The 14,081-nt window shown below is 71.3% G+C and carries 11 protein-coding genes; 5 read left to right on the forward strand and 6 right to left on the reverse strand.

Annotated elements, in window-relative coordinates:
* Positions 1 to 47 precede the first annotated feature (47 nt).
* The gene (locus AB852_RS10715; RefSeq protein ID WP_107499226.1) at positions 48 to 1,181 is read left to right on the forward strand and encodes a hypothetical protein; all 1,134 of its coding nucleotides are present in this window, start codon (positions 48 to 50) and stop codon (positions 1,179 to 1,181) included.
* Between the two features lie 127 nt (positions 1,182 to 1,308).
* Here the strand turns inward: AB852_RS10715 and AB852_RS10720 are convergent, their stop codons facing one another.
* A complete protein-coding gene (locus AB852_RS10720; protein WP_079184498.1) occupies positions 1,309 to 2,370 on the reverse strand; it encodes a ferric reductase-like transmembrane domain-containing protein in 1,062 nt (353 codons plus the stop codon).
* A 280-nt stretch (positions 2,371 to 2,650) separates the two neighbouring features.
* Between AB852_RS10720 and AB852_RS10725 the strand changes: the two genes are divergently transcribed.
* Entirely contained in the window at positions 2,651 to 3,883 is a 1,233-nt protein-coding gene (locus AB852_RS10725) for an SGNH/GDSL hydrolase family protein (protein ID WP_073786401.1), read from the forward strand.
* A gap of 64 nt (positions 3,884 to 3,947) precedes the next feature.
* Here the strand turns inward: AB852_RS10725 and AB852_RS10730 are convergent, their stop codons facing one another.
* The 4 genes from AB852_RS10730 to AB852_RS10745 all read right to left on the reverse strand — a co-directional run bounded on the left by AB852_RS10730 (position 3,948) and on the right by AB852_RS10745 (position 7,617).
* The gene (locus AB852_RS10730) at positions 3,948 to 4,568 is read right to left on the reverse strand and encodes a response regulator (RefSeq protein WP_073786403.1); all 621 of its coding nucleotides are present in this window, start codon (positions 4,566 to 4,568) and stop codon (positions 3,948 to 3,950) included.
* Positions 4,565 to 5,818 (reverse strand): sensor histidine kinase, encoded by a 1,254-nt coding sequence (locus AB852_RS10735; RefSeq protein WP_073787682.1) that lies wholly within the window; start codon positions 5,816 to 5,818, stop codon positions 4,565 to 4,567. The genes AB852_RS10730 and AB852_RS10735 overlap by 4 nt, the downstream gene beginning before the upstream one ends.
* Positions 5,819 to 5,917: 99 nt before the next feature.
* Positions 5,918 to 6,682, reverse strand: a complete 765-nt coding sequence (locus AB852_RS10740; protein WP_073786405.1) for an ABC transporter permease — start codon at positions 6,680 to 6,682, stop codon at positions 5,918 to 5,920.
* Positions 6,682 to 7,617: an ABC transporter ATP-binding protein gene (locus AB852_RS10745; RefSeq protein ID WP_073786407.1), complete on the reverse strand. Its 936-nt coding sequence runs from the start codon at positions 7,615 to 7,617 to the stop codon at positions 6,682 to 6,684. The genes AB852_RS10740 and AB852_RS10745 overlap by 1 nt, the downstream gene beginning before the upstream one ends.
* A gap of 638 nt (positions 7,618 to 8,255) precedes the next feature.
* Here AB852_RS10745 and AB852_RS10750 point away from each other — a divergent pair.
* Entirely contained in the window at positions 8,256 to 9,545 is a 1,290-nt protein-coding gene (locus AB852_RS10750) for a S28 family serine protease (protein ID WP_178390981.1), read from the forward strand.
* Between the two features lie 562 nt (positions 9,546 to 10,107).
* Complete coding sequence (locus tag AB852_RS10755; RefSeq protein ID WP_073786411.1) at positions 10,108 to 11,664, forward strand: endonuclease/exonuclease/phosphatase family protein; 1,557 nt, start codon at positions 10,108 to 10,110, stop codon at positions 11,662 to 11,664.
* A 108-nt stretch (positions 11,665 to 11,772) separates the two neighbouring features.
* Here the strand turns inward: AB852_RS10755 and AB852_RS10760 are convergent, their stop codons facing one another.
* Entirely contained in the window at positions 11,773 to 12,498 is a 726-nt protein-coding gene (locus tag AB852_RS10760; protein WP_073786413.1) for a ribonuclease H family protein, read from the reverse strand.
* A gap of 448 nt (positions 12,499 to 12,946) precedes the next feature.
* Between AB852_RS10760 and AB852_RS10765 the strand changes: the two genes are divergently transcribed.
* On the forward strand, positions 12,947 to 13,753 hold the full coding sequence (locus AB852_RS10765) for an alpha/beta fold hydrolase (protein WP_073786414.1): 807 nt from the start codon (positions 12,947 to 12,949) through the stop codon (positions 13,751 to 13,753).
* Positions 13,754 to 14,081 lie beyond the last annotated feature (328 nt).

A 14,081-nucleotide genomic window follows, 5' to 3' on the forward strand; every position in this document is an offset into this window, starting at 1 on the left:
GCTGGACGACACGGCGTACCGGGCCGGCGGGACCGAGGGCGGCGGGGGTGCCCGCTCCGACCGGGGCCCGCCGGGCGGTACGGGCACTGGCCCGGCTGGGGGGCGCGCTGGCCCTGACGGTCACCGCCCATACGGTCGGCGCCGGTCAGGCGACGGCCGCGCCGAAGCCGATCGGCCACTGCACGACCTCCCAAGGGGTCGTCCTCGCCGTCGACTTCAGCGACTGGGGCGGTCCGGTGTACCGCTCGTGCGGGACCACCCCGACCACGGGGTACGAGCTGCTGAACCAGGGCGGCTGGCGGACCACCGGTACGGGTCATGACGGTCCCGCGTTCATCTGCCGGATCGGGTACAGCGGTCACCAGAGCGGCAAGCAGTTCCCGCCGCCCCGGCAGGAGGACTGCGTCCTCACCCCGCCCGCCTCCGCGTACTGGTCGTACTGGCACGCGGACCCCGGGGAGAACACCTGGGAGTACAGCCAGCTCGGCGCGATGAGCTACCGGCCGAAGCCGGGCAGTGTCGATCTGTGGATCTTCGGCGGCACCGACATCGAGGGCACGCGGGGCCGCCCGACGATCTCCCCCGACCAGCTGCGCGCCCACAACGTCCGTTCCACGGGCAGCAGTTCGGGCGGCGGCTCGGGAAGCTCCTCCGGCGGCGGTTCGGGTGGTCGGGGCGGCTCCGGTGGCGGTTCCGGCTCCAGCGGCGGTTCGGTGGGGAGTCCGGGCGGCGGCTCCGGTGGAGGCGCGCCCGCGCCGGAGCGGACCGGCGGCGGAACGTCCGGCGCCCGGAACGGCGGACAGCCGACCGCGCGGGACGACGGGCCAGGGCAGCCGCGGCGTACGGACGGTACGGAGCGCGGGCGGGAGGCGCAGCCGCGGCCGTCGCGGACCACGAAGCCGCCGAAGTCCCCCCGGTCGGGGTCCCCGTCGGCCGGCCGTCCGGCGAAGCCGAGCCCTACGGCGAGCCCGACCGTGGGCGGCTCACCATCCGCGACCGGTTCGAGCGGTTCGGCCGGCGCTGTGGCCGCCCCGGCGACCAGCAACGAGGTCGTCGACGCGCCGATCGCCAAGGCCGCCCGGCACGACAACGGGTCGGTGCTTCCGGTGGTCGTGACCGTGGTCCTGGTCGTACTGATCGGCGCGGCGGCGATCATCGCGAAACGGCGCCGCGCCGGATAGCGGCGGATGCCGGTGGGCAGCGATACGGTTCGCCGCCCACCGCCATCCCTGAGCACCCGAACCGGACGGGCTGTCCGTCCGGGGCAGGTGGCCGGTCGTGGTCGGGTGGTCAGTCGTGGTCGGGTGGTCAGTCGTGGTCGGTGTGGCTGGAAGTGGTGTCGGCGGGGGGTTCTGCACGGCCTCCGTCGCGGCCGGTGATCAGTACGGCCAGCAGTACGCCGAGGACGGCGACCGCGGTGATCCGTACGGTCAGCCGCAGGGCCCAGACGGTACGGGACCCGGCGGCGCGGGCCGCGGCGAGACGCTCCGAGCGCCGGGCGGGGCTCAGCATCCGGATCAGGAACAGCGCGGCGATGGGGAGTTGGAGCAGCCAGACGGTGGTGCGGAACCAGCCGTCGTACCAGACGTTGGTGCCGTACAGCAGGGTGTGCCAGACGCTCAGCACATAGATGACGAGGATGCAGCGGTGCAGGACGCGCCAGGTCTTCGGGCCGACGCGGTGGCGGACGTAGAAGAGCAGCCCGAGCGGGATCGCGAGATAGAGGGCGGCCTGGCCGACGGGGATGGCCACGGCGCCGGTACCGGAGTCGTAGCCGCCGGGGACGAAGGTCTCCACGAAGGCGGTCCAGGTGCGGCCGTACCAGCTGTCGGTGTCGTGCCGGATCAGCTCGGCGGCGAAGAACAGCGCGTGGGCGGCGATCAGGGCGATCGTGTTGAGGCTGGTGGTGCGGTGCAGCCGTTCGAGACGGGGACCGGTGAGCGGCAGCCATCGGGGCCGGGGTCCGGACATGAGGAGTCCGAGCACGACGGTGCCCCAGGCCCACAGCAGCGCGGACCAGCCGAACGCCTGGCTGACGAAGTACAGCCAGAAGGCGCCCGCGTCGGCCATGAACGGCATGACGGTGAGGGTGGACGAGGTCTTCGCCCTGATCCGGAGGTAGATGACGACGAAGACCACGGCGGTGATGGCGAGGGCGACCAGCCCGTCGTAGAGGCTCGCGCGCAGGTCGGAGCGGAGGGTGATCCGGGGCGGCCCGGTACGGCGCGGGGCGGTTCCCGGACCGCCGGGTCCGCCCGGGGCGGAGGAGGGCTGGGCGGGCGACGGGACCGTGGGGGGCGGTCCTGTCCGGGTGCCGGGGCCTGGGGTGGGTTCCTGGCCTGGCACGGCGGGGTCGGTGGGGGGCTGCATGGCGGGCGGCTCCGCTGCGTTCGGGTGGGACCCCCGCCGGGGGGCGGGGCATGACCTGAAGGTCGTCGGACGCGGGGCCCGGACGGTTCCCGGCACCCCGAGTGACACGAGTCACACCACTTTGCGTAGCGATGTGTCACCGGTACCGGGAGCCTCTTCCCGGCGGCCCCCTGGGGGCGGAACGGACCACCCGTGGCGGGACGACCCCCTCGCGGGCAGGACAGCCCTCGCGGAGGATCATGGCACCCGGACCATCGACACCCTCGGCAGGGAAGTGACCATGAGCGACCAGCCCGAAGGCATCCCCCACGACCGCGGCGCTGCCGACGGCGTGGCCCGGATCACCGTTCCCCTGGCATCGGAACTCATCCGCGGCGCGCTCGAACTGGAGCGGACCGCCCAAGGAGTGCTGCCGCACCGGCTCCCCGCGCGGGCCCGCGCCCAGTGCTCCGACGGACAGCTGGCGATGGCGGAGGCCCAGCCGTCAGGGGTCCGGCTCGTGTTCCGTACCCGGGCCACCACGGTCGAACTGGACACGCTGCCCACGAAGACGCGCTACGTGGGTGCCCCGCCGCGACCCGACGGTGTGTACGACCTGCTCGTCGACGGGCAGCTGACCGATCAGGGCAGTGCGACCGGGGGCAACGCCTTCATCGTGGACATGCTCAAGGGCACCACCGAGTCCAGGTCCGGACCGGTCGGCACGCTCCGGTTCACGGGCCTGCCCGACCGGGTCAAGGAGGTCGAGATCTGGCTCCCGCACAACGAGGTCACCCAGCTGGTCGCCCTGCGCGCCGACGCTCCCGTCGAGGCGGTGCCGTGGGAGGGCCGCCGGGTCTGGCTGCACCACGGCAGTTCGATCAGCCAGGGGTCCGACGCAGCGAGTCCGTCCACGACCTGGCCGGCGCTGGCCGCGTCGCTCGGTGGCGCGGAGCTGGTCAACCTCGGTCTGGGCGGCGGCGCCCTGCTCGATCCGTTCACCGCCCGCGCCCTGCGGGACACCCCCGCGGATCTGATCAGCGTCAAGATCGGCATCAACCTCGTCAACACCGATCTGATGCGTCTGCGTGCCTTCGTCCCGGCGGTGCACGGTTTCCTCGACACCGTCCGCGAAGGGCATCCGACCGCGCCCCTGCTGGTCGTCTCGCCCCTGCTCTGCCCCGTCCACGAGGACACTCCCGGCCCCAGCGTCCCGGACTTCGGCGATCTCGGCGCGGGCAGGCTGCGGTTCCGTGCCGAGGGCGACCCGGCGGAGCGCGCCGAAGGGAAGCTGACGCTCGCCGTCGTCCGGGAGCAGCTCGCCGGTCTGGTGGAGCGGCGGGCCGTCGACGACCCGCATCTGCACTACGTCGACGGCCGCGAGCTCTACGGCACGGCGGACTTCGACGAACTCCCGCTGCCCGACCAGCTCCACCCGGACGCCGCCACGCACCGCCGCGTCGGGGAACGCTTCGCCGCGCTCGCCTTCGGCCCCGGCAGACCCTTTGCCGCCGGACGTACCCGGGCGTCCTGACCCGGGCCGGCCGGTCGCGTCCCCTCCGGATGGCCGCGTGGATCCGGTCCCCCGGCGAAGGGCGTCATGTGAGCAGGCGACGGCGGTAGCCCTCGGCCACCGCCGCGGCTCGATCGCGAACGCCGAGTTTGCCGTAGATATGTTGCAGATGGGTCTTGATGCTCGCTTCGCCGATGAACAACGCGGTAGCGGCCTCCCGGTTCGAGTTGCCGTTCGCGACCAGTTGCAGCACCTGCTTCTCCCGATCGGTCAGTGTGCCGGCGCCGGGCCTGCGCACCTGCCCCATGAGGTGCTGCGTCACCGACGGCGCGAGCACCGACTCCCCGCGCGCGGCAGCGCGGACAGCGCGCATCAGTTCGTCCGGCAGGGCATCCTTCAGGAGATATCCGATCGCGCCCGCCTCGATCGCGGGCAGTACGTCGCTCTCGCTGTCGAAGGTGGTCAGGATCAGCACCCGGACGCTCGGGAGCAGGTCGCGCAGGGCCGCGGTCGCGGCGACGCCGTCCATCCTGGGCATCCGCAGGTCCATGAGCACGACATCCGCCGCCAGCAGCTTCGCACGTTCGACGCCCTCGGCGCCGTCCCCGGCCTCACCGACCACCACGATGTCCTCGGCGTCCGCGAAGGTGTCGCGAAGACCGCCCCGCACGATCGGATGGTCGTCGACAACCACGAGTCGGATCATCGGTCGTCCTCCCCCTTCGCTCTCGTGCCCCCGGGGGCGATCGCCGGAACGCGTGCGCTGACGGATGTCCCTTCACCCGGTGCGCTCTGCACCTCGATGTGACCGCCGACCCCTCTGACGCGCTGGCGCATGCTCGTCAGGCCGAAGCCGGTGCCGACCCCTTCCGTGAACCCGCGTCCATCATCCCGCACGTCCAACAGCACCTCGGTGCCCGTGTACGACAGCGTGACACCGACGCGCGAGGCCCCCGCGTGCTTCGCCACGTTGGTCAGCGATTCCTGCGCGACCCGGAAGAGCGACACCTCGATCGCCGGGCTCAGTGGCTCCCGGCTCCCGGTGACCTCCATCCGCGCGCTGATCCCCTGCTCCCGCGACCAGCGCCCGGTCAAGGTGCGCAGCGCGTCGGGGAGGTGCGCCCGCCCGAGTTCCTGGGGAGCGAGCGCCCGCACGGACCGTCTGGCCTCGGTCAGACTGCCGCGCGCGAGCCGAAGGGCACGCGCGACGTGCTCGTCCGTCTCGCCCCGCGTGCTCGCGGAACGCTCCGCCGCCTGGAGCTGGGTGATGATGCCGGCGAGTCCCTGGGCCAGCGTGTCGTGGATCTCGCCGGCCAGTCGCTGCCGTTCGTCCTGCGCACCGGATTCACGTGCCTGGGCGACCAGTTGCGCATGGAGCCCTGCGTTCTCGTGCAGTGCCGCCTCAAGCCGCTCGACGAGTTCCTCCCGCTTGCGCTCCTCGGGTTCGCTGCGCGCCGTCAGCAGGATGCCCACCCCGATCGCCGCGGTCTGCACGGCGACGATCAGGAGGAATTCCGCGAGCGTGTCCGGGGTCGGGTCGGCCCACACGCGCATAGCCGAGCCGTTGAGGGCCACGGATGTGGCCAGGACTCCGAGCACCCCCAGCGGCCACGGCCTGAGCAGGTACGCGTGGAAGAAGCCCGCGATGGTGAAGACGAGAAAGATGTCGGAGTACGTCATGAGGGTGACGCACAGCGCCAGCAGCCCGAGGAAGAAGATGCCCGCCGGCACGGGCCGGAGCGCCTTTTTCCTGAGGGGCAGCGTATGACCGAACAGCACCCACAGCACCGAGACCGCGACCAGCCCGAGGACGGACGCGCCCCCGGGCCGGAAGCGTTCACCGGAGGCCGGAAGCACCCATGAGAAGTAGACCGCCGTCGAGATCGTCAGCAGCAGCCACGGTGTGATCAGTTGCAGAAGGTCCCAGACCCGTAGCTGCTCCTTCTTCCAGGCCAACCGGGAGCGGTTCGCGCTCCGCGCCTCTTCCGCGACGGCGGATTCGTGCGTCCCGGAACTCGGGCGCTCAGCGGCCCCGGCATCCCGCGTCATCGGCATCTACTCCCAGCGGAAGAACTTGGCGGCGATCGCGCTCGCGGTCACCGCGATACCCGCCATGACGGCGATCTGCAACCAGAAGGGCTGCCCACCGGCGGTGGCGGTGACCTCGCCCGCCTCGGCGGACCACGCCGCGGTGAGGGCCTGGAGGCCGGGCGGTATGAATTCGCCGATCTCGCGCAGCACGTCGGGCATGAGGACACGGGGCAGAAAGGCTCCGCCGAAGAACATCAGCGCGACGAACAGGAGGGTACCGATCTGGTTCGCGGCACTGCTCGTGCGGGCCACGGCAGCGGAGATCATGCCGATCCCGAGAAGTGTCGCATAGCCGACGACGAAGGCGACGGCGAACTCCAGGGGCCGCTCGGGCGGCGCGATGTCCAGCACCGCCCACGCGAAGAAGATCATGAGTGCCGCGGAGACGACCACGGAGGCGAACGCGACGATCATCTGCGCGAGCAGGACACTTCGCGGATGCGCGGGAGTGGTCGACAGCCTGCGCAGGATGCCGCGCTCCCGATACGTCGCGATCACCGCCGGAATGTGCTGCACGGCGATCATCACCATCCCGAACACCAGCGCGGTCGGCGCCCAGATGTCGATGGACCGGAGCCCGCCGGTTTCCGGCGACGGCTCCCTGAGCGCCGGGACGGCACCCAGCCCGAGCAGGAGTCCCGTCGGGAACAGCACACCGAACATTACGGTGGCGGAGTCCCGGAGGAGGAGTTTCGTCTCGATCTTGACCATCTTCGGAAGGGCACGCATCAGTCGACCGTCCTGTCGGAGGGTTCCGGGGTCTGCGGGGCGCGTCCCGTGAAGGCCACGAACGCGTCGTCGAGGTTGCGCTGGTCGACGCGGAGTTCCTCCGCCACGACCTGCGCCCTGGCGAGAGCCCCCGCGACGCTGCTCAGCAGCTGTCCCCTGCCGGTGACCAGCCAGCGGTCGTCGGTGATCTCGACACCGGTCACGTCGGGAAGCCCGGTCAGGACACTCCTGTCCAGCGGTTGACTCACCCGGAACCGGACCTGCTGCTCCGCGCTCGACCGCGCGATCAGCCCCGCGGGCGTATCCACCGCGGCGACCCGGCCACCGTCGATGACGGCGATCCGGTCGCTCAGGCGCTCCGCCTCGTCCATGAAGTGCGTGACGAGGAGGATCGTGACGCCCGTGTCACGGACCTGCTCGACAAGGGTCCAGGTGTCGCGCCTCGCCTGCGGGTCCAGTCCCGTCGTGAGCTCGTCGAGAATCGCGACCTTCGGATTGCCGACCAGGGCGAGCGCGATCGAAAGCCGCTGCTTCTGCCCGCCGGAGAGAGCCTTGTACCGCGTGTCGCGCTTCTCGGTGAGACCAAGGAGCTCCAGGAGCTCACGCCGGTCGGCGGGGTCCCGGTAGAAGGAGCTGTAGAGCTCAAGGGCTTCGGCGACCTTGATCGCGTCCGGGAAGCCGCTCTCCTGCGGTTGCACGCCGAGCCGCTCACGCACCTCCGCCCGGTCCTTGACCGGGTCGAGTCCCAGCACGGAGACCGAGCCCGAGTCGGGCGTCCGCAGCCCGGCGACACACTCGACGGTTGTCGTCTTGCCGGCGCCGTTGGGCCCGATGATGCCGAAGATCTCCCCCTCCTCGACGGTGAAGGAGACATCGTCGACGGCGATGTGCCGTCCGTAACGCTTGTGCAGATTTCGCACTTCCAATGCGGTCATACCGCGAAGTTACGGGCGCACCGCACCCCGCCACATCGACCGTGGCGTCTCAGCTCCGGTTGATTCGCGACTCCACCGTTCGGTGGATGCACAGCACCTGCGGAGCGCCCGAAGCCCTGTCGGTTGGCGCGCTGACTGTTCCGCGGCACGCGGTCGGCCCAGGAAGACGGAGGGCGCCTCGCCCCTCCCCCGCCTCGCCCCTCCCCCACCGAGCGACCCGTAGGCAACCGCCGCACCCCGTCCGCGAAGAACTCCATTGCCGGCGCCGTCCGCCGTTTCTCCCGGGAATCGCCCCTCGGCCCGGCGCCGAACCGGATACCCGCACACACCAGGGCCGGGACACCGGTTTGCGGCAAGGCGCGGATACCGGTACGCGGCGGGGCGCGGTCCGCCTTCACCCCTTTCCGGGGAACGTAGCCACATATACGCGCACACTCAACAGCAAGGCACCCGAGTCGGATTCCGTACACCATGGGCGGAGATTCATCGGTGGCCGGATCGGAACCACTCACGGAATTCCATGAGGATTGCCCGACATGGTGATCATGGGCATGTGCAACTACGTTCTCCGGTGAAGACTGCATTCCTCACAAGGAGAGTAAATGCGCCACACAGTCAGATGGTTACTGTCATTGGCGATGCTTTTCGGCATCGTGGGTGTTTCCGGCTCCCCGGCCGCCGCACTTCCCGACAATCCCATCCCGGACATCAACGCCCGCCTCGCCGCGCTTCCCGGGGTGGTCTCCTCCCGGGAGATCACCAACAGCGAGCACCCCGACCAACGCGCCTACGAGGTCCGGTTCGAACAGCTCAAGGACCACCAGAACCCCGCGGCCGGCACCTTCCAGCAGCTGGTCGTCATCCACCACAGGGACGACCGGCTGCCGACGCTGCTCACTCCCACGCAGCACGGCCTGTCGACACCCACGGGCATCAACTTCCCCAAGAACGACGTATGGGTGGAGCAGCGTTTCTTCGGCACCTCGCAGCCGAGCCCGAAGGACCTGACGAAGCTGGACGCCCGGCAGGCGGCGACCGATCTGCACCGGGTGACGGTCGCGCTGAAGGGAATCTACGGCCAGAAGTGGCTGTCCTCCGGTATGGGGGTGACCGGCCAGATCGCGACCTATCACCGCCGTTTCTTCCCGGCGGACGTGCAAGGGACGTATGTCCTGGGCGCGCGCAACGACGTACGGAACGACGACGATTCGGCGTACGACGCGTTCTTCGCCCAGGTGGGCACTCCCGAGTGCCGGGCCCGTATCGCGGCCTTCCAGCGCGAGGCCCTGCTCCGCCGGGACGAACTGGTGGAGCTCTACCGTCAGCAGGCCCAGCTGGACGGGCTGAGCTTCGAGCTGATCGGCTCGGTGGACCGCGCCTTCGAGCTCTCGATCACGGACTACATGTGGAAGTTCTGGGAGCTCAAGTCCGAGCGGCTGTGCCGGACCGTGCCGCTTCCCTCGGCCACCACGGCCGCTGTCTGGTCCGAACTCCGCTGGACCACCACGAGCTATATCCGGAGCGACCAGCATCTGCGCTGGGACGAGCAGAATCTCTATCTGGCCGGAACCCAGACCGGCTGGCCCACGGTCAGCACTCCGCATTTGGACGACCTGCTGCGTTATCCGGGCATCAACAATCCGCGCACCTTCGTCGACCGCGGCATTCCGCTGCCGTTCGACAACGGGGCGATGGCCGACATCGACAGGTGGGTGCGTGAGGAATCCTCCGAGATGATCTACATCTACGGGAAGACCGACCCGGTGAGCGCCGAGGGCTTCCGGGTCGACGGTGGCAGCCGGGACTCGAAGGTCTATGTCGGGACCAAGGGCGGGCTCGCCTTCCTGACCCCGGCGGAGCAGCAGGAGTTCACCGCAAAGCTGAAGCGGTGGGCCGGGGTGGCGGACCAGCCGCCCGCGACCGGCTGAGACAGCACCGGACCCCCGCGAGCCCCGCCCCGCGTTTCGGGACCGGAGCCGCGTGAGCCCCGCCCCGCGTTCAGGACCGGTGACCCGCGTGAGCCTGTCCTGCGTCAAGGACCGGACCTCGTGAACCCTGCCCGTACCCGGTCCTGAACGCGTGACCCGCGCCCGCCGCGCGCTTCCAGCCCGGCGGGCGCGGCGCCTTTCCCGCGGCGGCGTCCTGCGGGTTCCCCGCGGCGGCATTCCCGCGGACTCCCCCGGCCCCTTCCCGCACGGTCGGATCAGCGGCCCGGGCCGTGGCGGCATTCCGCCAGCCTCGTCCCGGCATTTCGGACCTGCCGGGCGCCGCACGGGTGAGGGGCGGTACCGATCCGGCCACCCGAGGTCACCGTGTCCGCGCTCCGGCCCGAACGACCCTCTTCCCCTGGCGGCGGATCACCCCACGGCCACGCGCTTCACGCCGCCGGGCAGGCCGGCGGTGACGCCTGAAGGGAAGATCAACAACGGTGCCGAGCTGCCATAGAGTGCCCCTGCTCAATGATCACATGTCCATACAGGGAGGGATTGAATGCACCGTTTCCTCAGATCGCTCGCGGCTCTTTGCGCCGCGATGGTCGGGTTCCAGATGTTCCTGGCTCCACCGGCGAGCGCCACGGAGGTGTCGGAGGACGCCGCGGCCATCGCGAAGTCGGCCGGGCAGAAGTGGGCCCTGAAGTCGCTGGCGAACGGCATGTATGTGTCGGTGGGCCTCAACGACGCCGGCGCCCAGGAGTGGCGGATGCGGGCCATGACCGGCACAGCGCCCGGCTCATGGGAGCGCTTCACCCTGCACACGAACCACGCGGCCAAGACGGTCGGTTTCCGGTCCGAGATCACCGGATTCTTCGCCACGGCCGAGTTCTCGGACCCCGGCGACCAGAAGGGGAAGCTCCGGGCCAGGGGTGTCCGGCTCGGGCACTGGCAGCAGTTCACCCCCGGTTACACCGCCGAGGCGCCGCCCGCGGGATCGCCCGCCGGGTCGGTCGTCCTGACCCTGCGGGCCAGCGAGAAGGCCGCGGACGACCCGACCGCCACTCCGGAGCAGCGTGCGCTGAAGTACGTCTCCGCCAATGCGGGCCCCGGCGGCGACGGTCTGCTGCGGGCCCGCGCCGACTCGGCCGGTTCCTGGGAGAAGTTCGTGCTGGAGCCGGTGGTCGGCGCGATCAGCGCCGATCCGCCGACGGCGGGTGCCGCTCCGGCCTCCGGTCTCGACGTGATGTCCTGGAACATGTGCGCGAACAACAAGAACTGCACGAAGTGGAGCGGCGGCCTCGCCGGTTACGAGGAGCTGAACACCGAGCTGAAGGGCCGGCTGGCGAACTCGGCGAGCGGCCATCTGCCCGACGTCGTCTTCCTTCAGGAGTTCTGCGAGAAGCACGCCAAGCGGGTCGAGCTGATGCTGGAGCAGCCGGTGACCCAGGGCGGGACCGGAGTCGAGTGGGACGTCCGGTTCGCTCCCCTCCATCACCGGACGAACGGCCCGCTGATCCAGAAGCAGTGCCAGATCACCGACACCGGCGGCAATACGGTGGCCGACCGAGGCTCCTACGGGGTCGCGATCGCCGTCCCCGAGGAGAACGTCTGGTACGAGCGGCACGATCTGCCCTCCCCCGACGGGAAGGAACAGCGTACGGCGATCTGCGCGGCCGTCCCGTCCCGCGCCGTCATGGCGTGCAACGCGCACTTCAGTTCCGGTGGGGGCGACAACTCCGACGACCAGTCGGGGGCGGCGCGCACGAAGCAGGCCGCTGCGCTGCTGGGCATCGTCGGGCAGTACGAGCAGAAGGGGTACCGGGTGGTCTTCGGCGGTGACCTCAACTCCGTACCGACGGACTCCATGTCCTCGGACACCCCCAAGGACATCCTCACCCAGACCTATACCCGGTACCGCGAGTGCGACGAGGGGTACTGGGCGGCGCGGCCGTTCGACGGGCGGGCGACGAAGCCGTTCGACACCCGGTCCATCAAGATCGACTACATCTTCGCCCCGGACAGCGCGCCGATCGACGCGTGCATGGTCACTCCGGACGCCGGGAAGTCGGACCACTACCCGATCCACGGCCGGGTGAATCTGCCCGCCACCTGACGGGCCGGGGTTCCCGTACGGCGTGGGCCGCGCGGTACGGGAACCCGGGAACCCCGGTCCTTGGGGCGGGCCACGGCTGAGCCGGGCGCCGCCTTCGAGTCGCCCGGTTCAGCGGTCCCCGGCGCCCTGTTCCGTCGCCGGACAGCCCGGGTGGCCCCAGCCCTTGCCGAGCTTCGTGATCTTGCTTCCGGCCGGGTATCCGGTCCCGCAGGGGCATCGCCCTGCAAACTTGGCCGTGATGGTCGGGGCGCCGCCCGTGGAACCGCTGCCGCGCTTGCGCTGGGCGGGGGCCTTGCGCTTGGCGCGGGGCGGCGCACCGGCCCGTTCCGGTGCGGGGACCGGCAGCTCGTGGTGGCCGAGCGCGGTCCCGGCGGGTTCCTGGGTTCCGGCCGCGTCGCTCGCGGCCTGGTCGGCGATGGCGTTCAGAGGATCGCCGTCCTGCTGGTGCGCGGGGACGTACACGAGTTCCACGTCCCGGCCGCTCAGCAGGGTGTCGATCCGCTCCACGAGCTCACGGTTGGCGACCGGGCCGCCGCCCGAGGTCCGCCAGCCGTTGCGCTTCCAGCCGGGCAGCCACTGGGTGACCGCCTTCATGGCGTACTGGGAGTCCATCCGGACCTCCAGCGGGGTGCCGGGAGGGGTGGCCTCCAGAAGGCGTTCCAGGGCGGTGAGCTCGGCGACGTTGTTCGTGGCGGTACCGAGCGGCCCGGACTCCCAGCGCTGCGGGCGCCCTTGCTCATCGGCGGCCACCCAGGCCCATCCGGCTCTGCCCGGGTTCCCCTTCGACGATCCGTCTGCGGCGGCGATGATGCGGTCGTTCATGGCCCCGATCATGCCAGGTACGGAACGTACGGCGTCCCGGGCGCCGACCGGGTACGCAGGGTCGCCGCCCGCCCACGCCCGCGCCGGCCTGCGTACCCGCGCGACCCGCCCTGCTGGTACCCACGCCACCCGCCCTCCCGGTGCCCGCACCCGACTCACCGCCGTACCCACGCGAGCCGCTCCGCCGATACCCGTGCCGCACCGCCCGCCCGGCGCCCGCGTGGCAGTGGCGGGGGCCGGGGGCAGCCGGGCGGCACCCGGTGCGGCCGGTCCGGCTCGCCGGGACGGGCATCATGGACGTCGGACCGGACCCGCCGCTGATCAGCGGCAGCGGGCGACGTGTGCTGGAGGAGCAGATGGCCGACCACCCCGGGTATGCCGGGCCCACCGCCCGTAGCGGCGGTTCCGTACCCCGGTCACCGCGCGGACCCGCCGCTCCGGGACACCGGAGGACGGCCCGATGAGCGCGGCGGCGGAGCCGGACCGTGTGAACCCCGGGGGCGACGGCCCGGCGGACGGCGACGAGGCGAGCGGCGACGTGGATGCCCGTGGCGGGGCGGGTGCGTTGGTGATCCGACGGGCACCGACGGAACCCCGGGCCGCCGTCCTCCTTCTGCACGGCGGCCGGGAGGAGGCGCTGGAGCCACCGCCCCTGATGAACCTTCCCGCCGTGCGCATGCGGCCGTTCGCTTCGGATCTCGTCCGCGCGACCTCCCAGGAGCGGGTCCTGATCGGCCGGGTGCGCTATCGGCACCGCGGCTGGAACGGCCCCCGCGAGGACGCCGTCCACGACGCGCGGCGCGCGCTGCGGGCGCTGCTGGACGCGACCGGACCTGTTCCCGTGGTGCTGGTGGGTCACTCCATGGGAGCCCGCGCCGCCCTGCGGGTGGCGGGCGACGATCCGCAAGTACGCGGAGTGGTGGTGCTGGCCCCTTGGTGCCCGCCGGGCGAGTCCGTCGGGCAGCTCCGCGACCGGATGGTGGCCGCCCTGCACGACCCGGCGGACCGGGTGACCCAGGCCGCGCAGACCTGGGAGCATCTGACGCGCGCGAGCGCGGCGGGCGCCCGGACCCTGGGTATCCGGATGCCCGGAGGGGGTCACGCGATGCTGCGTGACGCCCGCACCTGGCAGCGGATCGCCACCTCGCTCACCCTGGGAATGCTCGGCCTGGCCCCGCTACCGGACCCCCTGGCACGCCAGGACCACTCGAACGCAACGTATATGACGGCCAGTCAGGTACTCGCGGAGACCGGCGACAGGCCCTGACCCTCCCGGCCGGAGACGCGCGGAGGGCCGCTCCGAGGCGGGCCGATGCCTACCGCGTCGCGGCGGCCGGAGCGTGACGTGAGCGGTACCGATCGTCCTCGGCGACCGCCGCACGGCAGCGAGCCAGGTCACCTTGACGCTGTCTTCGTCCGCGTGTTCCAATCCGGCTGATAAGCAGTCAACTTCAGGGAAAGCCGGTCGAAGTCCGGCGCTGACCCGCAACCGTAGGCCCGGCGGCAGCCGGGTGAGCCGGAATGCCTGAGGTGGCAGATTCCAGCGAGAAGCGCCGTCGCGGACTACGGCGTGGTCGACCGGCGTTCCCCTGCGG

The organism is Streptomyces uncialis, assembly GCF_001905345.1.
In the GTDB taxonomy this organism is placed as follows: Bacteria; Actinomycetota; Actinomycetes; order Streptomycetales; family Streptomycetaceae; genus Streptomyces; species Streptomyces uncialis.

Bases quoted from the DNA above. Each gene is read 5' to 3' on its own strand.
- AB852_RS10720 (WP_079184498.1), bottom strand. From the start codon at position 2,370: ATGCAGCCCCCCACCGACCCCGCCGTGCCAGGCCAGGAACCCACCCCA.
- AB852_RS10725 (WP_073786401.1), top strand. From the start codon at position 2,651: ATGAGCGACCAGCCCGAAGGCATCCCCCACGACCGCGGCGCTGCCGAC.
- AB852_RS10730 (WP_073786403.1), bottom strand. From the start codon at position 4,568: ATGATCCGACTCGTGGTTGTCGACGACCATCCGATCGTGCGGGGCGGT.
- AB852_RS10740 (WP_073786405.1), bottom strand. From the start codon at position 6,682: ATGCGTGCCCTTCCGAAGATGGTCAAGATCGAGACGAAACTCCTCCTC.
- AB852_RS10745 (WP_073786407.1), bottom strand. From the start codon at position 7,617: ATGACCGCATTGGAAGTGCGAAATCTGCACAAGCGTTACGGACGGCAC.
- AB852_RS10750 (WP_178390981.1), top strand. From the start codon at position 8,256: ATGCTTTTCGGCATCGTGGGTGTTTCCGGCTCCCCGGCCGCCGCACTT.
- AB852_RS10755 (WP_073786411.1), top strand. From the start codon at position 10,108: ATGCACCGTTTCCTCAGATCGCTCGCGGCTCTTTGCGCCGCGATGGTC.
- AB852_RS10760 (WP_073786413.1), bottom strand. From the start codon at position 12,498: ATGATCGGGGCCATGAACGACCGCATCATCGCCGCCGCAGACGGATCG.
- AB852_RS10765 (WP_073786414.1), top strand. From the start codon at position 12,947: ATGAGCGCGGCGGCGGAGCCGGACCGTGTGAACCCCGGGGGCGACGGC.